We start from the raw sequence: 18,490 nt of genomic DNA on the forward strand, positions 1-18,490 counted from the left end.
GTCACACTCCGACGGGTTCGGCGATCCGGCCGTCGAGCACGGCCAGCAGGTACGGCGAAAGCAGCGAGCGCAGCGCCTCGCGCCGCTCGCGGGCCAGGTACCGGAAGCCCTGGACGGCACCGTCGCAGCGGCCGCTGCCGCACTCGCACGCGAAGGGCTCGGCCATGTCGTACTCGGTGCTGGCGTAGTGGAAGGTGATCTGCGACCACGCGGGGATCGGGCGCAGGCTGAGCACCGACCGGTCGCGGATCACCGCCGTCGGCTCGCAGGCGTGGTTCATGAACCGCCAGTAGTAGCGGTCCAGCACCTCCTCGTGCGGCGACCCCGCGGGCATGTCGATGTGGCGGTCCGCGTCCAGCTGGACGGTGTAGCGGGTCGGCGTCGCCGTCAGCTCCCCCTCCAGGGTGAACAGCAGCGTGCCGGCCGGGACCGCCTGGTTCGTCACGAGCCGGTACTCGCCGTCGCTGCGGACGACGGCCGCGCGCCGGACCTCGATCGTTTCGGTCATGCGTGACCTCCTGGGGTTGATCGTCTACCCGGGGTCACGTGAACCGGCCGCCGAGAGTTCACGCCCCCGGGCCGCCGCACTCTCAGGAAGCTCTCAACGACCTTCTGCTATCGAGCGAACCATCCTTTGTGGACAAAACGTGCACGACCTCGTCGCAGCGCCCGGACAGCCACAGCTGGGTGCCGTCGGCGGTGACGGTGCCCATGTCGGGGCTGCCGCCGCCGGGCAGCATGGTGACAAGCGGGTCAGCCGCAGCGGCTCGACAGTCCGCCGTCGACCGGCAGGCAGACGCCGTTGATGTAGGCGGCGCGGTCGGAGGCGAGGAACACGGCGGCGTTGGCGACGTCTTGGGGGGTTCCCATGCGGCCGGTCGGGCTCAGCTCATGGCGCGCGGCGAGTTCGGCGGGGTCCGAGGTGAGCTGCTGGGAGACCATGGGTGTTTCGATGACGCCGGGCAGGACGGCGTTGGCTCGGATGCCGTTGCGGGCGTAGGTGAGGGCGAGGGACACGGTGAGCTGGTTGAGGCCGGCTTTCGCGGCGTTGTAGACGGGGTAGACGTAGCCGGTGTCGCGGATCGCCGACAGGGAGGACACGTTGACGATCGCTCCTCGGCCGGCCTGCTTCATCAAGGGGATCGTGTGCCGGCACGTCAGGTAGGCGCTGGTGAGGTTGATGGCCACGCCGCGGTTCCAGGCGTCGAGGTCGAGCTCGGTGATTTCTCCGACGATCGAGGCGCCGACGTTGTTGTGCAGCACGTGCGGAACGCCGAGAGCGGCGACTATCCGGGCGATGGCGTTGCGGACGTCGGCCTCGGCCGTGACGTCGGCGGTCACCGGCAGGGCTGTTCCTCCGGCGGTGATGATTTCCTTCGCGACCCGATCGGCTTCGGTCGGGTCGCGGTCGACGGCAGCGACCGTGGCGCCGGCTTCGGCGTAGGCGAGTGCGGCTGCTTCGCCGTTGCTGATGCCGGTTCCGGAGGATCCCGCGCCGAACACGACCACGATCCGCCCGGCCAGCTCTCGTTCGTTCACCAGCTGACCTCCGTGACGAGAAAAGTTCGGCCCTGACCGTCGCGGCGCCGTCCCAGGTGTCTCACCACTTTGTCGCTCCGCGGTGACGGCGCCTACCGTCCGTAGACGAGAGATCCGGAGAGCACATTGCTCCGTTTGTAGAATCCCCGGCATGACCTCCGGTGTGGTGTCCACGGTCATCGACCAGCTGGCGGAAGAGCTCACCCGGTCGGTGGTCATCAACGACCCGGCGATGCAGATGCTGTACGCCAGCGCGCACTACGGCGACGAAGACCCCGTCCGGGTGAAAGCACTGCTCAACCACGGCGCCGAACCCCGAGCCCGCGGGCACGTCCTGGCCCAGGGCGTCTCGACGTGGACCCGCGCCGGGCTCATCCCGCCCAACGACGAGATCGGCATGCACGCGCGGGTCTGCGTCCCGGTGCGGTTCGAGGGCGAGCTGCTCGCGCTGCTGATGGTGATGGACGCCGACGGCAGCATCACGACCGCCGAACTCGGACGGGTCAACGAGGTCGCCACCGAGCTCGCTTTCGCGCTGCACAACGACCTCCGGCGGACCGGCCGCGGCGAGGACGACGACCAGGCCGTTCTCGACCTCGTGAGCGCCGACCCGGCCACGCGGCGCAACGCCGTCGCCGCCTTGCGGGCCGGTGGCCGCGCCGACCGGTTCCCGACCGTCACCGCGGTCGAGATCGCGATCGCCGGTACGGCATCCACCACCCGGCCGCACATCGAGATCGCGCTCCGCAACGCCCTGTCCGGCAGACCCAGAGCCGATGGAACGGACGTGCTTCACGCGGTCACGGGCGAGTCCGCGGTCGTCCTGATCGGCACCCGGCCGGCGAAACCCGATCCGGTCGAGCGTCGCGCCCAGGAGATCCTCGACCGCGCCCACGAGCTGGCATCGGGCCGCTTCCGGTGCGTCGCCGGGATCGGCAGCATCGGTGACGGGCTCGACCACGCCGCAGAGTCGCTCGCCCAGGCCCGGCTCGCCCGGCGCGCGGCCGCACTGGGACTGCGCGGTCCGGTCGCGTCGTGGGAGTCGCTCGGCGTCTACGGGCCGGTACTGTCGATCCCCCCGCGAGAGCTGACCGAAGCAGCCCTGCCGCACGAGCTGCGGCAGCTGCGCGCGGTCGACCCGGAGGGACAGCTCACCGCGACCCTGCGCGCTTACCTCGACGCCGCCGGCAACGGCCCGGCCGCGGCGCAGGAGCTGCACATCCACCGCACGTCGCTCTACTACCGCCTCGGCCGCATCCGTGAACTGACCGGGATCGACATCACGAACGGCCAGGTCCGGCTCGCCGCGCACGTCGGGTTCGCCATGCTCGACGTCATCACGGCGCAATCGGACCAGCCCGGACCACGCTCGTTCGACAATCGGAGCAACGGACGTGGCCAACTTCCGTCACGTGAAGGTAGTGACCTCGGCAACACCCGGCTGAAACTGTTCGGCAACGACGGCGTGTGACGGCTCAGCCGCGACCAACGAGGAGTGCTCTCATGCCCACCTTCACCACCAACGACGGGGTGACCCTCACCTACGAGGACACCGGTGGCCACGGCACGCCACTGGTGCTGGTGCACGGCTGGGGCCAGACGCAGGCGATGTTCCACAACCAGCTCACCGGCCTCGGTGAGCACCGCCGTGTCATCACCTACGACCAGCGCGGGCACGGAGTGTCCGAAAAGCCGCACCACGGCTATCGCATCGCGCGCCTGGCGCAGGACTTCGAGCAGCTGCTCGACCACCTCGGCCTCGACGAAGCCGACGGTCTCGGCTGGTCGATGGGCGCCTCGGTCCTGTGGAGCTACATCGACAACCACGGCACCGGCCGCTTGCGCAAGCTCGTCGTCGTCGACCAGCCCGCCGCGGTCGCCGCCGTGCCGTGGATGTCCGGAGCCGAGCAGACCGACTCCGGCGCCATCTTCGATGTCGCCGGCCTGCTCGACCTCGGTGCCGCGATGAACGGCCCGGACGGGTTCGCCGCCGTGGAAGCATTCGAGAAGTCGATGTTCTCCGGCGACACCGACCCCGCCGTGTGGGACTTCGTCGTCAACGAGATCAAGTCCACCCCGGGCTACGCCGGCGTGCCCCTCCTGTTCGACCACTGCGCTCAAGACTGGCGCGACGTGCTCCCGCGCATCGACATCCCCACCCTCGTGCTCGGCTGCGACGGCAGCCACGTCAGCCCGGCCTCGCAGCGCTACATCGCCGAACGCGTCCCGGACGCGCAACTGCACATCTTCCCGACCACCGAGGCCAGTTCGCACTTCGTGTTCCTCGAGAACCCGGTGGCCTTCGACGCGGTCGTCGACAAGTTCCTGGGCTAGGTGGCCGCGCGATGTTCGAAGCTGTCCAACTGAACCTGTGGTGCGACGACGTGGAGCGCTGCGCCGCGTTCTTCCGGAGGCTCGGAATGCCCGAAAAGTTCCGCTTCCCTTCGCGTGGCGAGCCCCACCAGATCGAAGTGGAGGCTGCAGGAGTCCGGATCGGGTTCAGCTCGGCCCGCGTGGGCAGCGAGTTCTTCGGCATCGCCACGAGCCCCGGGGAGAACATGGAGGTCGTGTTGTGGTGCAACGACGTTGACGAACTGCATCGGAGAGCGCTCGACGCGGGGGGCGCACCCGTGGCGAGTCCGGCCGACTCACCGGACGGACGTCTGCGGTACGCCTGGTTGCGCGACCCCGAGGGGCACCGCGTGAAGCTCGTACAGGAACGCGGGTGAGCTGCACGTCCGCGGGCGCGCCCGCTGGTCAGCGGGGCGGTTCGGTGGCGAGAAACTCGTCGAACGTGCGTGGTCGCCGGCCAGTGAGGCGTTCGACTACGTCTGTCGTTTCTTCGAGCAGGCGGCGGCGGTGTCTCGGGTGTCCACGTAGGACACGCGTCCGGTGCCGTAAGCGCCGATGAGGTTGCCGTCGACGGTGAAGGAACCCGCGCCGGTGCGGAAGTTCTGCATGAATCCGCGGGTTGCAGCGCCGCCCAGTCGAGGCCGGATTCCGCTTCGCCACCGCTCGCACCCCGGCGGCGTCGGTGCTGCGATGGGTCTACTCGGCCGGGCGCGCGATGATCGCGGCAACGCCGTCGAGGATGAGTTCCAGGCCGAAGGCGAATTCGTGGTCTGACGGCTCGGTCCCGTCCTCGCGCTTGTCGAAGGTGGGTGAGGCGAAGAGTTTCGCCGCGTCGGGGAAGCGGGTGGGATCGACGAGGCTCGCCAAGGTCCGGCCGTAGTTCCGTTCGATCTGCGCTTGGTCGATGCCGGCGTCGCGTCGGCCGTCCGTGAGTTGCTGGGTCAGCAAGCCGGCCTGGCGCACGTACCCGCCGAGCAGGTTGAGAAGGCTCACTTTGGTGGCCCAGTCGAGTCCGCTGTCGCGTAGCACGCGCAGTAGCGCGTCCATCCAGGCGATCGCGTTCGGGCCGCCGGGAGGTCCGGACACCGGCAGGTGCACCATCCATGGGCGCCGCAGGAAGATCTCCCGGTGGGCGTAAGCCCACGCTCGCAGGCCGTCGCGCCAGCCGGTGCCGGGCTCGATTCCGGGGGCCGGCCCAATGGCGAGGTCGCCCATCAGCACGAACAGTTCGCTCTTCGAGCCGACGTGGCGGTAGAGCGACATCTTCGTCACGTCGAGTTCTTGCGCGACCTTGGAGAGAGTCACGCCGTCCAGGCCGTCGCGGTCGGCGAGCTGGACCGCGGCGTACACCACCTGGTCGACGTCGAGCCCGGCCGGCCGGCCCAGCCGTGACCCACTCGGCAGCCGCCACAGCCTGGCGAGTTCGGCAGGCACTTTCTCCTCGGTCATGACATGCCAGCACGAGGGCCCGTACGAGCGGGTGAACGAGCGCTCGCACCCGACCTGGCCCGCGGGGCCATGCTGCTGATCATCGCGCTGGCCAACAGCGCGACCGTTTTCTTCGCCACCGCGCCGGGGATCGACAAGACCCCGCACGGGTTCGAACGCGGCTACAACGTGTTCCTGTTCTTGTTCGTCCACGCCCGCGGGATCCCGCTGTTCGCGATCATGTTCGGCTACGGCCTGGTCCAACTCGCCCGGCGGCAGCAGACAGCGGGTGCCGCACCGGCCGCGGTGCGCCGGGTGCTGGTGCGGCGCAACGGATGGCTCTTCGCGTTCGGGTCGGTCCACGGCATCCTGCTGTTCTCGGGAGACATTCTCGGCGCCTACGGCCTGGTCGGGATCGTGTTCACCCTGGTTCTGCTGCAGCGGGGCGAGCGCCTGTACCGGGTTCCGCTCGGATACCTGGGCTTCGCGGCGCTGGCCGTCGTGGCCCTCGCCGTCGTGGTGGTGGCCGGGCTCGTGTCCGGCCCAGCCGGCCCTTCGGTCATCCCGACCGGCGACTCCGCGTCCATGGCGGCAGGCAGTTTCACCGCCGCGGTGGCGGCCAGGCTGACCGAGTGGCCGATGACCGTGCTCACGATGCTGCCGTTCATCCTGTTCGTGTGGGTGGGCGCGTGGGCGGCGCGGCGGCGTGTGCTCGAAGAACCGCGGAACCACCGGCGGCTGCTGCGATGGGGCGCGGCGACAGGTCTCGGCGTCGCCGGTGGCCTGCCGATGGGTCTGCTCGCCGGCGGATTCCTCGAGGTCGACGCCGAGACCGGCCCGGCCGTCAAGCTGCTCTACGAAGCGTCGGGCTTCTTCGGCGGAATCGGCTACCTCTGCCTGTTCGGCCTGCTCGCGCTCGCCCTCACGAGATCCTCCCGCACCAACGCCGTCGTCGGAGCCCTCGCCGCCCTCGGGCAGCGCTCGCTGAGCGGGTACCTGTTCCAGACCCTCGCTTGGACGGTCCTGGCCTCGCCGTTCCTGCTCTCGCTCGGCACAGGAAGCGCAAGCCCCACGTTCACGGCGGCGATCGCCGCGATGGCCGTCTGGCTGATCACGGTCCTCGCGGCGTATGCAATGCAACGGCACGCCTACCGAGGACCGGCCGAGAAACTGCTACGTCGCCTCACCTACGGCCGAGGCGACCGATGACCCCGCCGGCACGAGCGTGGGATGAGACCGAGGAGGCGTGCGTCGGCGGAGCGGTGCATCGAAGTTCGGATGGTCATGCAACGCCAGGGGTGGTGAGACGTCCTGGTGATCGTGAGAGTGATCCGTATCGCCGGGCTCGGCTTGGGTGTCCTGGTCCTGGCTGCGTGCAGCGGGCAGACCATCGGAACTGCGTATCCGGCCGGAGCTGCCGGAGCAACCGCGACCACGACATCGCCCGGAGCACCGGCCGCGACGGTGGCGTTCGCTCCCGCGGATCAGCTGAACCCGAAGGCCCCGATCGTCGTCAAAGCCTCGGGCGGCACACTGCAGGCGGTCACCGTCACCAACCCGCAAACCGGCAACGCCGTCAAGGGCGACCTCTCGCCGGACAAGACCACCTGGACCAGCACGGACCACCTCCGGTACGCGGCCACCTACCAGGTGGTCGCCACCGCGGTGAACCAGGCGGGCGCGGCGACCGAGCAGCGCGGGGAAGTGCACACGCTCAAACCGGCCGGGGTCGCCACGCCGGCACTCTTCCAACCGGCGTCGAACGATGTCGGTGTCGGCCTGATCATCGGCCTGAAGTTCGACCACGACATCACCGACAAGGCTGCAGCCGAGAAGTCGTTCAAGGTGACCTCCTCACCCGCCCAGGAGGGCGGCTGGTACTGGGTGAGCAAGCGCGAGGTGCACTTCCGGCCGGAGAACTACTGGAAAGCCGGCTCGACGGTAAAGCTCGAGACCACGACCTTCGGCACGCCGATCGGCGGCGGGGTGTATGGCGGCCAGGACGTCACGGCCACCTACAAGGTGCACGACTCCTGGGTCGCCAAGGCGGACGGCAATACGCACCAGATCAAGGCATTCCACAACGGGCAGCTGGTGAAGACCGCGCCGATCAGCATGGGCAAGACCGTCGACACCCCGCCGCGCGGCCCGACGCCGACCTTCAACGGCACGCACACGGTGCTGGGGAAGGAGGAACACAAGATCATGGACTCCTGTACCTACGGGGTGTGCGAAGGCGACCCGGGTTATTACAACGCACCGGAGAACTGGAACGTCCGGATCTCCAACGACGGCGAATACCTGCACGAGAACCTGAAGACGGTCGGCGTCCAGGGCAGCGCCAACGTCTCCAACGGCTGCCTCAACATGAACACCGAGAACGCCAAGTGGTTCTTCGACACCTTCAACGTCGGCGACGTCGTCGAGATCACCAATTCGGGCGGTCCGCAGCTGGCGATCAACAACGGTCACGGCGACTGGGCGATCAGCTGGTCCGCATGGCAGGCCGGGAGTGCTTTGCACGGCTGAGTTCGGCCGGTAGCGCGTTTCCCGGTCGGTCGAACGCAGTACTCGGAGCCTGTGCGCGCCGGATCACCCGGCAGCCCCTTGCGTTGCGCCGATCTTGCCCAGCTCGGCCACGTCGTCCTCCGAGAGGCGGACTCGGGCGCCCGCGATGTTCTGGGTCAGGTGCGCCACCGACGAGGTGCCGGGGATGAGCAGGATGTTCGGTGATCGTCGCAGCAGCCAGGCCAGTGCGACCGACATCGGTGTCGTGCCCAGCCGGGTGGCTACGGCCGACAGCGCCGAAGACTGCAGCGGGCTGAACCCGCCGAGGGGGAAGAAGGGTACGTAGGCGATGCCCTGGCCGGCGAGTTCGTCGATCAGCCGGTCGTCGTGCCGGTGGGCGAGGTTGTACATGTTCTGCACGCACACGATCGGCGCGATCGCCTGAGCCTCGGCGACCTGTTCGGTGGTGGCGTTGGAGACGCCGAGGTGCCGGATCAGGCCCTGCTGCTGGAGCTCGACCAGGGTGCCGAACGCCTCGGCGAGGGAGCCGGGCTGCGGTCCCGTAGCGTCGCCGAGGCGGAGGTTGACCAGGTCGAGCCGTTCGAGGCGGAGGGTTTCCAGGTTGTCGTGGACCGCCCGGCGCAGGTCCGCGGGCCGCCGGGCCGGGGGCCAGCCTCCGTGCTCGTCGCGGTGCGCGCCGACTTTGGTCACGATGTGCAGCGATGCGGGGTAGGGGTGCAGTGCCTCGCGGATCAGTTCGTTGGTGACGCGCGGGCCGTAGGCGTCCGCGGTGTCGATGTGGGTGATGCCGAGGTCGACGGCCTTGCGCAGGACGGCGAGCGCGCCGTCGCGGTCGGCGGGCGGCCCCATGACCCCGGGGCCGGCCAGCTGCATGGCGCCGTAGCCGAACCGGGTGACGGTCAGCTCGCCCAGCGACCACGTGCCGCCGGGCAGGAAAACGGTGTTCGTGCTCATGCCGTCGATCTTCGTGCGCAACCGGGCGTGGCGGCCAACACCGATCCGGTGGACTGTGATACCGGAGAGGTATCACAGCAAGGTAGGCTGTGGTGTGGACACCTTGGAGACCCGGGAGCTGCGGTACTTCATCGCCGTCGCCGAAGAACTGCATTTCGGGAGGGCCGCCGAGCGGCTCGGCATGGCCCAGCCGCCGTTGTCCCGGGCCATCCAGCAGCTCGAACGCCGCCTCGGCGTCACCCTGCTGGAGCGCAACCGCCGCGGCGTGTCCCTGACCGGAGCCGGGGAAATCCTGCTGCGGGAAGGCCGCGCGGCTCTCGACGCGACCACCGCCGCCGTCCGCCGCACCCGCCGGGGCGGCGGATCGGGTGGCTCCCACGATCGGCTGGTGCTGGCGGTGAAGGCCGGCGCGTTCCACGAGCTGCTGAACAAGCTGCTCGACGCCTACGCGGCCGAGCCCGGCGCCGCCGCGATCGAGGTCCTGCCGAGCGGTATGTGCGAGCAGGAAGCGATGCTGCGCGACGGCCGCGCCGACGTGGCGCTGATGCACACGCCGTTCAACTCCCTGGCCGGGTTCGACAGCGTCGAACTGATGACGGAGACACAGGTGGCAGTCCTGCCCGCGAGGCACCCCCTGGCCGCGCGCAAGACGTTGTCCCTGGCCGAGATCTCCGACGTTCCCGACCTGCCGCTCGCCCGCTGGCCACGCCACGACACCTACCCGCCCGGCCCGGGGCCCGAGGTCCACGACCAGACGCAGCTGGCCCAGCTGATCGCCCTAGGCCGCACCATGACGGTCTTCCCCGAGTCCGCCCGCACGTGGCTGTGGGAAGAGCATGCCGCCGTTCCTCTCAGCGACGCACCACCGGTCACCACGCATATCGTGTGGCCCGCGCACAGCCGCTCACGCGCCCTGGCCGGGCTGGTCCGGACGGCCTCGCGGCTCTGACCCGCCACGGTGATACCGCCCTGGTATCACGCTGCATCCCGGCGGTCTGGGGCGAGATCGCCTGTTTCGGCGCACCCTCGGCCCTGTTTCTCGTGCCCCGTGAAATGGGTGAGAGTGCTGCGGCGCGCTCGTTTCGAACATCTGGTGCGCGCGACGTCAGGGTCACGCCAGCCCGCATGACCTGTGGTCCTGTGTGAGTTTGTGGAGGGTGCCGGGCGGGCCAGCGTGGTGTTCGGTTGTGACTACAGAAAATGATGCGTTCTTCGAGCGCGCCGGCGGCGCCGGAGTGAACGGCAGAGCTCGCCACTTTCCGCCCGGCGAGGACCTTCTTGATGAAATCGACCGACGTGATGGGCGCCGGTTGTTCGGGGACGTGCGGCGGCTTCATCCTCGCCATCGGATGTAGTTCTATCTCGTCTTCGTCCAGCAGCCAGTTGAAGTAGGTCTGCAATGCCCGGTAGTTGTTGTCGGCATTGCCGGGGCCGGTCGTGGCCAGCCGGCACGCGGGGCGGTCGAGCCACGCGCGAGGATCGTCGGCCTCGGGCGCGCGATGGGCTCGGCCAGCCAGACGTGGAACTTCCGGGCGACGTCGGTGTAGCTGGAGCGGTGGTTGCGGCTGGCAGCGTACTCATGTGCCGACACGAAAAGGGCTGAACCCGCAGGTCCAGCCCCTCGCGTCGGGATGACAGGATTTGAACCTGCGACCCTTCGCTCCCAAAGCGAATGCGCTACCAAGCTGCGCCACATCCCGTGACACCCCCTGGGGGGTGTGTGATCAGCCTAGCGGGTCACGCTATCCTGGCCACGCACCCGGGTACCTCGGGGGCACGCGGGTGTAGCTCAATGGTAGAGCCCTAGTCTTCCAAACTAGCTACGCGGGTTCGATTCCCGTCACCCGCTCCACCGTAGGACGCGGCGTCCGCTTCCAAGGACGCCGCGATCACGTCCAGCAGCTTGTCCGTGTCCACCGGCTTCGTGATGTAGTCGTCCGCGCCGCTGGCCAGGGTCCTGGCTCGGTCCTCCTGGGTGGCCTTGGCTGTGACCGCGATCACCGGCAGGTCCGCGTTGGTCGCTTCCGCCCTGATTGCCGCGATCGTCGCGTTGCCGTCCAGTTCGGGCATCATCACGTCCATCAGGACCAGCGCTGTGTCCTCGTGGCGCTCCAGGGCCCGGATTCCGTCCACGCCCGTCTCCGCGTAGACGACCTCCAGACCCGCCTGCTCCAGGACCGCTGCCAGCGCGAACACGTTGCGCAGGTCGTCGTCGACGATCAGGACCTTCTCGCCGTGGAAGCGCTTCGGTGTGACGTCGGGTGCCGCCACCAGGACCGTGCTCGGCACCGCCGGCAGCCGCGGGGATGACAGGGCCGTCACCGCCGGGTCCACCAGGTTGGCCGCCGCCACCGGGAGGTACAGCGTGAACGTCGAGCCCACGCCCGGTTCGCTGACCACGCGCAGCTCGCCCCCGAGCAGCTCCGTCAGCTGCTGGCTGATGTTGAGCCCCAGGCCCGTGCCGCCGTACTTGCGGCTCGTCGTGCCGTCCGCCTGGCGGAACGCCTCGAAGATGACCGCCAGCTTCTCCTCCGGGATCCCGATCCCGGTGTCCTCGACCGCGAACGCGATGATGCCCGGCGCGTTCTTCAGCGCCTCCTGCTCGACCTCCGCCGGGTCCGCCGCGCGGATGTGGAGGCGGACGCCGCCCTCGTCGGTGAACTTCGCCGCGTTCGACAGCAGGTTGCGCAGGATCTGCTGGAGGCGGTGCTCGTCCGTGTGGACGCTCCCCGGCACCGGCGGGTCGATGTGGACCGCGAACTCGAGGCCCTTGTCCGCGGTCAGCGGCCGGCAGAGGGACTCGACGTAGTCCACCAGCTCCGGCAGCGTGATGTCGGACATCTGCATGTCCAGCCGGCCCGCCTCGACCTTGGCCAGGTCCAGTATGTCGTTGATCAGCTGCTGCAGGTCCGACCCGGCCGCGTAGATCGTCTTCGCGAACTGGATCTGCTTCTCCGTCAGGTTCCCTTCCGGGTTCTCCGACAGCAGCTTCGCCAGGATCAACGCGCTGTTCAACGGCGTCCGCAGCTCGTGCGACATGTTCGCCATGAACTCGGTCTTGTACTGCGACGCCACCGTCAGCTGCCCGGCGCGCTCCTCGAGCTCCTGGCGGGCCTGCTCGATCTCGCTGTTCTTGACCTCGATGTCGCGGTTCTGCTGAGCCAGCAGCGCGGCCTTCTCGGCCAGCTCGGTGTTGGACCGCCGCAGCTCGCCCTGCTGGGCCTGCAGCTGCTCCGACCGCGCCCGCAGCTCCTGCGCCAGCCGCTGCGACTCCGTCAGCAGCGCTTCCGTCCGCGAGTTCGACAGGATCGTGTTCACGTTGACGCCGATGGTGTGCCGCAGCTGCTCCAGCAGGTCCTGGTGGACCGTGCTGAACTCGTTGACCGAGGCCAGCTCCAGCACGCCGAGCACCTCGCCCTGGAACAGCACCGGCAGCACGATCAGGTTCACCGGCGACGCCGAGCCGAGCCCGGACGACACCAGCGCGTACTCCGGCGGCGCGTCCTGGACGAGGATCGTGCGGTGGTCGACGGCGGCCTGCCCGATCAGCGACTCGCCGATCGCGAACCGCAGGCCGGCGCGGGACTGGGCGAGGCCGTACGCGGCGATGCACTCGAGCACCGTGCCGTCGCGGTCGTCGTCGCGGGCCAGGAAGAACGCGCCCTGCTGCGCCCGGACCAGTGGCGCCAGCTCGGACAGGATCAGCGCCGCGACCGACGCCAGGTCGCGGTGGCCCTGCATCCGGCCCGACAGCTGCGCGAGGTTCGTCTTCAGCCAGTCCTGCTCGCGGTTGGTCCTCGTCGTCTCCTTGAGGTTCGCGATCATCTGGTTGATGTTGTCCTTGAGGTCGGCGACCTCGCCGGACGCGTCGACCGTGATGTGCCGGGTCAGGTCGCCCGCCGTCACCGCCGTCGCGACCTGGGCGATCGCGCGGACCTGCGTGGTCAGGTTCCCGGCCAGCTGGTTCACGCTCTCGGTGAGCCGCTGCCAGGTGCCGGACACGCCGTCCACCTCGGCCTGGCCGCCCAGCTTGCCCTCGGTGCCGACCTCGCGCGCGACACGCGTGACTTCGGAGGCGAACGCCGAGAGCTGGTCGACCATCGTGTTCATCGTGGTCTTGAGCTCGAGGATCTCGCCGCGCGCGTCGACGTCGATCTTCTTCGTCAGGTCGCCCTTCGCGACCGCGGTGGTCACCTGCGAGATGTTGCGCACCTGGCTGGTCAGGTTGTGCGCCATGAAGTTGACGTTCTCGGTCAGGTCCTTCCAGGTCCCGGCGACGCCGGGGACGCGGGCCTGGCCGCCGAGGATGCCTTCGGTGCCGACTTCGCGGGCGACGCGGGTGACCTCGTCGGCGAACGCGCGCAGCGTCTCGACCATGCCGTTCAGCGTCTCGGCCAGCGCCGCGACCTCGCCCTGGGCCTCGATGCGGATCTTCTTCGACAGGTCGCCGTTGGCCACCGCGCTCGCCACGGTGGCGATGTTGCGCACCTGGTCGGTCAGGTTGTCGGCCATGACGTTGACGTTGTCGGTGAGGTCCTTCCACGTGCCCGCGACGCCGCGGACGCGGGCCTGGCCGCCGAGGATGCCTTCGGTGCCGACTTCGCGGGCCACTCGGGTGACCTCGTCCGCGAACGCGGACAGCTGGTCGACCATCGTGTTCAGCGTGGTCTTGAGCTCGAGGATCTCGCCGCGCGCGTCGACGGTGATCTTCTGCGTCAGGTCGCCCTGCGCGACCGCCGCCGTCACCTGGGCGATGTTCCGGACCTGGTCGGTCAGGTTGTTCGCCATCGAGTTGACGTTGTCGGTCAGGTCCTTCCAGGTCCCGGCGACGCCGGGCACGGTCGCCTGGCCGCCGAGCTTCCCTTCGGTACCGACTTCGCGGGCCACTCGGGTGACCTCGTCCGCGAACGCGGACAGCTGGTCCACCATCGTGTTGAGGGTGTCCTTCAGCTCCAGGATCTCGCCGCGCGCGTCCACGGCGATCTTCTGCGTCAGGTCGCCGCGCGCGACGGCGGTCGCGACCTGGGCGATGTTGCGGACCTGGGTGGTCAGGTTGTTCGCCATGAAGTTCACGGACCCGGTGAGGTCGCGCCAGGTGCCGGCGACGCCGGGGACCTGCGCCTGACCGCCCAGCTGGCCCTCGGTGCCGACCTCGCGCGCCACTCGGGTGACCTCGTCCGCGAACGCGGACAGCTGGTCCACCATCGTGTTCATCGTCGTCTTGAGCTCGAGGATCTCCCCGCGCGCGTCGACCGTGATCTTCTGCGTCAGGTCGCCCTTCGCCACGGCCGTGGTCACGTGCGAGATGTTGCGGACCTGGTCGGTCAGGTTGTCGGCCATCTGGTTGACCGAGTCGGTGAGGCTGCGCCACGTCCCGGCCGCGCCGGCCACCTCGGCCTGCCCGCCCAGCTTGCCCTCGCTGCCGACCTCGCGCGCCACGCGGGTGACCTCGCCGGCGAACGCCGAGAGCTGGTCGACCATCGTGTTCAGCGTGTTCTTCAGCTGCAGGATCTCGCCGCGGGCATCGACGTCGATCTTCTTCGTCAGGTCGCCGTTGGCCACCGCGGTCGCCACCAGCGAGATGCCGCGGACCTGGTCGGTGAGGTTGTCGGCCATCTGGTTGACCGAGTCGGTGAGGTCGCGCCACGTCCCCGCGACGCCGGCCACCTGCGCCTGGCCGCCGAGCTTGCCGTCCGAGCCGACCTCGCGCGAGACGCGGGTGACCTCGTCGGCGAACGACGACAGCTGGTCCACCATGGTGTTGATGGTGTTCTTGAGCTCGAGGATCTCGCCGCGGGCGTCGACGTTGATCTTCTGGGTCAGGTCGCCGCGGGCGACGGCGGTGGTGACCTGCGCGATGTTGCGGACCTGCTCGGTGAGGTTGTCGGCCATGAAGTTGACCGAGTCGGTGAGGTCGCGCCAGGTGCCGGACACGCCCGGGACGACCGCCTGGCCGCCGAGACGTCCCTCACCCGCGATCTCGCGGGAGAGCCTCGTCACTTCGGCGGCGAAGCGCGACAGCTGCGCGATGAGGCCGTTGACCGTCTTCGCCAGCGTGGCGTACGCGCCCTGCAGCGGACGGCCGTCCAGCGTCATGGTCATCGGCTGGGAGAGGTCGCCGTCGGCCACCGCGCCGAGCACCCGGTCGAGCTCGATCGTGGGCCGCGTGAGGTCCTCGACCAGGCCGTTGACGCTTTCGACCGCCGTGGTCCAGCCGCCGGGGCCGACCTCGGCCTCGAGCCGCTCGCTGAGCCGGCCGTCCTGGCCGACCGCCGCGCGCACCCGCAGCAGCTCGCTGACCAGCCGCTGGTTGCGTTCGGCGATGTCGTTGAACGCGACCGCGAGCTGCGCCGAGATGCCGTCGCCGTGCGGGACGAGCCGCCGGCGGAAGTTGCCGTCCCCGAGATCCCGCACCGCCACGAGCAGCCGCTCCAGCGCCGCCGCCTCGCTCTGGGATTCCGTTGTCATGTGTGCCGACCCTCTCCACCACGCATGCGCCAGCCATGGTCCACGACCCAGCGTGTCATGATTCGCCCTACACTTCGAGCCAGTCCGCCCGCTCACGCGGTAGCCGTGCGATAGCAGTCCGGAGGCAGGAGGTCCGTGCATGGTGTCACGTCCGGCCCCGGCGTCGGCGGCCCTGCCACCGATGACCGGTGAGGACGCGCCGCCGGGCTTCGACGCCTTCGGGCGGGCCGTCCTCGAGGACGTGCGCGACGCGGTGTTCCTCCAGGACGCCGAAGGCGTGCTGCGCTGGGCGAACCCGGCCGCGCGGACGCTGACCGGCGGCGGCGAACCGCGGCTGCACCCCCTCGCGGAGACCTCCGGACACGTCGAAGTCGCCGGTAATCGTCGTCCCGCCCGGATCCGCGCCCTGCCCGGCGGCTGGCACGCCTGGACGGTGCCCGCGGAGGACGTCCCGCAGCGGCACGTCGGGGACTTCCTCGCCGAGACCGGGCCGAGGCTCGCCACCGCGCGCGGGCGCCACGGCACCGCGCGGGTGATCGCCGAGCTGGCCGCGTCCGCGCTGGCCGAAACCGTCTTCGTGCTGCTGCCGACCACCCGCGGCCGGTGGGAGTGGTGGAGCTGCGAGCGCCCGTCGGCGCACGGCCACGGCCGGATCCGCCGGGTCCCGGCGCAGGTCGCCCCGGTGCTGGCGGCGACGTTCGCGGCCACCGGGAAGCCGGAGCCCGCCCCGGTCCCGGCGCCCGAGATGGCGACCCTGCCCCCGGTCGTCGCCGACCGGTTCGCCGGGCACGCCGAGGTCGCGGTGGTGTCGCTGGGCCCGAGCGCCGGCGCCGGCGTCACCGGCGCGCTGCTGCTGGGCCGCCGCGCCGACCCGGAGTTCGGCGCCGAGCAGGCCCGCGCGGTGGTGGAGTTCGCCAAGGCGGCCGGGACGGCGCTGGCCAACGCGCAGCGCTACGCCCGCCAGGAGGAGGCCACGCGCGGCCTGGAGACCACGCTGCGCCCGGTCGACCCGCCCGAGCTGGACGGCGCCCGGTTCGAGACCTGGTACGAGCCGGCCGGCGGGGTGCTCGCGGTCGGCGGCGACTTCTTCGACGTCCTCGCGCACGACGACGGCAGCGCGTTCCTCGTGCTCGGCGACATCTGCGGGAAGGGCGCCGAAGCCGCGGCGCTGACCGGGCGCGTCCGGCACGCGCTGACCGCGCTCGCGATGGTCGAGCGCGACGGCCGGACGCTGCTGCGGCTGCTCAACGAACTGCTCATCGCCGGCGGCAGCAGCCGGTTCGCGACGCTGGTGCTGGGCTCGGCCCGGCCGTCCGACGGCGGCGTCGAGCTGACGCTGGCCTCCGGCGGCCACCCGGCGCCGCTGATCGTCCGCCGGGGCGGCGTCGTCGAAGAGGTCACGGTCCCCGGGACGCTGGTCGGCATTTCGCCGCAGGCCCGGTTCGCCGAGGCGCGGGCGCGGCTCGAGCGCGGCGACGTCTGCCTCCTCTACACCGACGGCATCACCGAGGCCCGCAACCGCCACGACCCGACGGAGCTGTTCGGCGACGACCGGCTGCGCGCGGTGCTGGCGACCGCGGCGGGGCAGCCGGCCCGCGAGGTGGTGCGGCGGCTGCGCCAGGCGGTGCGGGACTGGCTGGGGAGCTCGGCCCACGACGACATCGCCGTCCTGGCCGTGGAGTGCTCCGACTGAGTCCACTGTGGACCGGGTTTGGCCGGTTTTCGAGCGGGTAATTCTTCCGTGCATTGATCCTGACGGAGGAGTCTGATGGCGAACTCACTGCAAGGTCGCCGCGTCGCGATCCTGGCCGCGGACGGCGTCGAACAGGTCGAACTGGAGAAGCCGCGCCAGGCCGTCCTCGACGAAGGCGCGACGGTGGAGCTGGTGTCCCTCGACGCCGGCGAGATCCAGGCGATGAACGGCGACATCGACAAGGGCGACCGGTTCCCGGTCGACCGGAAGGTGGCCGACGTCGAGGTCGGCGACTTCGACGCGCTGCTGCTGCCGGGCGGCACGATGAACCCCGACAACCTGCGCACGGACGGTTCGGCGGTCAAGTTCGTCGGCGACTTCGTCCGCGCGGGCAAGCCGGTCGGGGTGATCTGCCACGGTCCGTGGACGCTCGTCGAAGCGGATGTCGTCCGTGGCCGCACGCTGACGTCGTACCCCAGCATCCGGACCGACCTGCGTAACGCCGGCGCCACCGTCGTCGACGAAGAGGTAGTGGTCGACAACGGCTTGGTCTCGAGCCGGAACCCCGACGACCTGCCGGCGTTCTGCCGGACGGTCGTGCGGGAGTTCGCGGGCTGAAGTCCTTTGTAGACATTCACTCGACCGTGTGTTAAGTCCCGCTTAAATCTGTTGGCTTTCGGAGCCTCGGCGGAGGACGCTGAGGGTGTGACCAGGACCGCCCGTTCCGCCCGTGGAGAGGAGGTGGACGCGATGACAGTGCAGGCCCGCCGCTACGGCCGCTGGTGCCGGGAGCACTTCGACGTGGTCGCCGCCGCCCAGGGCGTTCCCGCACCCCGCGGGGTCGATCCCGTCGAGGTGCAGCCGGAGCCCGAGTCGCAGCCCGAGCAACCGGTCGTGGAACAGCCGCAGGGCTAGTTCCCCGAGCGTGAAGAAGGCCTCCCCGGGAGTTTCCGGGGAGGCCTTCTTCGTGGTCGGTCAGTGGTAGCGGTAGCCGCGGCGGTACCAGACCCGCCTGGGTCCCGGCACGCCGATCCGCGTGATCACGTCCGTCAGGATCGCGCCGATGACCAGCCAGATCACCGCCGCGAGGCCGTCGTTCAAGAACGTCGCCAGCTTCGCCGAATCCGGCGTGAACAGGTTGCGCAAGCCGAGGGAGACGCCCGCGGACCACTCGTTGATCATGTGCGCGAAGCCGTTCGCCATGTTCGCCTCGCCCAGCACCAGCACGATGTGGACGGCGAGCACCAGTGCGAACACCGCGCACACGAGGTGGATCAGGGCGTTGACCGTCCGCACGATCCGGATGCGCGGATGGGTGCGCTCCACGACTTCTTCGGTTTCGGCGGCTTCGTACCGCGGTTCGTACGGCTCCTGGGGCGGGGGATACGGCATCGTCGGCGCCGTCCTTTCGACTGTCCGATGTGGACGTATCTGGGCGAGCGGAAGCAACACTGGTGAATACCCCTCAGCCGCGTGAGCAAACCGTGGGTTCCGTAAACTTCCCTGACAAGCAGCGTGATACGGTAG

At 69.8% G+C, this 18,490-nt stretch carries 16 protein-coding genes and 2 tRNA genes; 10 read left to right on the top strand and 8 right to left on the bottom strand.

Annotation, left to right across the window (positions count from 1 at the left end):
- Nucleotide 1: 1 nt before the first annotated feature.
- A complete protein-coding gene (locus ACIRSS_RS39160) occupies nt 2–508 on the bottom strand; it encodes an SET domain-containing protein-lysine N-methyltransferase (protein ID WP_400904265.1) in 507 nt (168 codons plus the stop codon).
- Between the two features lie 245 nt (nt 509–753).
- Nucleotides 754–1,539, bottom strand: a complete 786-nt coding sequence (locus ACIRSS_RS39165) for an SDR family NAD(P)-dependent oxidoreductase (protein ID WP_400904267.1) — start codon at nt 1,537–1,539, stop codon at nt 754–756.
- A gap of 151 nt (nt 1,540–1,690) precedes the next feature.
- On the opposite strand from ACIRSS_RS39165, the gene ACIRSS_RS39170 reads away from it, so the two are divergent.
- The 3 genes from ACIRSS_RS39170 to ACIRSS_RS39180 are packed head-to-tail and all read left to right on the top strand — an operon-like array spanning nt 1,691 to nt 4,268.
- A complete protein-coding gene (locus tag ACIRSS_RS39170; protein WP_400904268.1) occupies nt 1,691–3,010 on the top strand; it encodes a PucR family transcriptional regulator in 1,320 nt (439 codons plus the stop codon).
- A gap of 32 nt (nt 3,011–3,042) precedes the next feature.
- Entirely contained in the window at nt 3,043–3,873 is an 831-nt protein-coding gene (locus ACIRSS_RS39175; RefSeq protein WP_400904270.1) for an alpha/beta fold hydrolase, read from the top strand.
- An 11-nt stretch (nt 3,874–3,884) separates the two neighbouring features.
- Entirely contained in the window at nt 3,885–4,268 is a 384-nt protein-coding gene (locus tag ACIRSS_RS39180) for a VOC family protein (RefSeq protein WP_400904272.1), read from the top strand.
- 96 nt (nt 4,269–4,364) lie between these two features.
- Here the strand turns inward: ACIRSS_RS39180 and ACIRSS_RS39185 are convergent, their stop codons facing one another.
- Nucleotides 4,365–4,499 carry a hypothetical protein gene (locus ACIRSS_RS39185; RefSeq protein WP_400904273.1) on the bottom strand — a complete coding sequence of 45 codons (135 nt, stop codon included), beginning with the start codon at nt 4,497–4,499 and terminating at the stop codon, nt 4,365–4,367.
- Nucleotides 4,500–4,587: 88 nt separating this feature from the next.
- Nucleotides 4,588–5,340: a TetR/AcrR family transcriptional regulator gene (locus ACIRSS_RS39190; RefSeq protein WP_400904275.1), complete on the bottom strand. Its 753-nt coding sequence runs from the start codon at nt 5,338–5,340 to the stop codon at nt 4,588–4,590.
- A gap of 3 nt (nt 5,341–5,343) precedes the next feature.
- On the opposite strand from ACIRSS_RS39190, the gene ACIRSS_RS39195 reads away from it, so the two are divergent.
- Together ACIRSS_RS39195 and ACIRSS_RS39200 are read left to right on the top strand one after the other, a co-directional pair.
- Nucleotides 5,344–6,528, top strand: a complete 1,185-nt coding sequence (locus ACIRSS_RS39195) for a DUF418 domain-containing protein (protein ID WP_400904277.1) — start codon at nt 5,344–5,346, stop codon at nt 6,526–6,528.
- A gap of 117 nt (nt 6,529–6,645) precedes the next feature.
- Complete coding sequence (locus tag ACIRSS_RS39200) at nt 6,646–7,848, top strand: Ig-like domain-containing protein (protein WP_400905862.1); 1,203 nt, start codon at nt 6,646–6,648, stop codon at nt 7,846–7,848.
- A 63-nt stretch (nt 7,849–7,911) separates the two neighbouring features.
- Here ACIRSS_RS39200 and ACIRSS_RS39205 read toward each other — a convergent pair whose 3' ends face one another.
- Nucleotides 7,912–8,802 carry an aldo/keto reductase family oxidoreductase gene (locus tag ACIRSS_RS39205; RefSeq protein WP_400904279.1) on the bottom strand — a complete coding sequence of 297 codons (891 nt, stop codon included), beginning with the start codon at nt 8,800–8,802 and terminating at the stop codon, nt 7,912–7,914.
- A 94-nt stretch (nt 8,803–8,896) separates the two neighbouring features.
- On the opposite strand from ACIRSS_RS39205, the gene ACIRSS_RS39210 reads away from it, so the two are divergent.
- Complete coding sequence (locus ACIRSS_RS39210) at nt 8,897–9,751, top strand: LysR family transcriptional regulator (RefSeq protein WP_400904281.1); 855 nt, start codon at nt 8,897–8,899, stop codon at nt 9,749–9,751.
- Between the two features lie 677 nt (nt 9,752–10,428).
- Here the strand turns inward: ACIRSS_RS39210 and ACIRSS_RS39215 are convergent.
- Nucleotides 10,429–10,502: transfer RNA gene (locus tag ACIRSS_RS39215), tRNA-Pro, on the bottom strand.
- A 78-nt stretch (nt 10,503–10,580) separates the two neighbouring features.
- Here ACIRSS_RS39215 and ACIRSS_RS39220 point away from each other — a divergent pair.
- Nucleotides 10,581–10,654: transfer RNA gene (locus ACIRSS_RS39220), tRNA-Gly, on the top strand.
- Here ACIRSS_RS39220 and ACIRSS_RS39225 read toward each other — a convergent pair.
- Nucleotides 10,606–15,270, bottom strand: coding sequence for a HAMP domain-containing protein (locus ACIRSS_RS39225; RefSeq protein ID WP_400905865.1), 4,665 nt, complete (start codon nt 15,268–15,270; stop codon nt 10,606–10,608). The genes ACIRSS_RS39220 and ACIRSS_RS39225 overlap by 49 nt on opposite strands.
- 139 nt (nt 15,271–15,409) lie before the next feature.
- On the opposite strand from ACIRSS_RS39225, the gene ACIRSS_RS39230 reads away from it, so the two are divergent.
- From ACIRSS_RS39230 to ACIRSS_RS39240, 3 genes are all read left to right on the top strand, one after another.
- Complete coding sequence (locus ACIRSS_RS39230; protein WP_400904282.1) at nt 15,410–16,963, top strand: SpoIIE family protein phosphatase; 1,554 nt, start codon at nt 15,410–15,412, stop codon at nt 16,961–16,963.
- 75 nt (nt 16,964–17,038) lie between these two features.
- On the top strand, nt 17,039–17,581 hold the full coding sequence (locus tag ACIRSS_RS39235; protein WP_400904288.1) for a type 1 glutamine amidotransferase domain-containing protein: 543 nt from the start codon (nt 17,039–17,041) through the stop codon (nt 17,579–17,581).
- A 132-nt stretch (nt 17,582–17,713) separates the two neighbouring features.
- The gene (locus ACIRSS_RS39240; RefSeq protein ID WP_400904291.1) at nt 17,714–17,878 is read left to right on the top strand and encodes a hypothetical protein; all 165 of its coding nucleotides are present in this window, start codon (nt 17,714–17,716) and stop codon (nt 17,876–17,878) included.
- A gap of 60 nt (nt 17,879–17,938) precedes the next feature.
- Here ACIRSS_RS39240 and ACIRSS_RS39245 read toward each other — a convergent pair whose 3' ends face one another.
- Nucleotides 17,939–18,355 (bottom strand): hypothetical protein, encoded by a 417-nt coding sequence (locus ACIRSS_RS39245; RefSeq protein ID WP_400904293.1) that lies wholly within the window; start codon nt 18,353–18,355, stop codon nt 17,939–17,941.
- Between the last annotated feature and the right edge of the window lie 135 nt (nt 18,356–18,490).

The organism is Amycolatopsis sp. NPDC101161, assembly GCF_044768185.1.
Taxonomy (GTDB): domain Bacteria; phylum Actinomycetota; class Actinomycetes; order Mycobacteriales; family Pseudonocardiaceae; genus Amycolatopsis.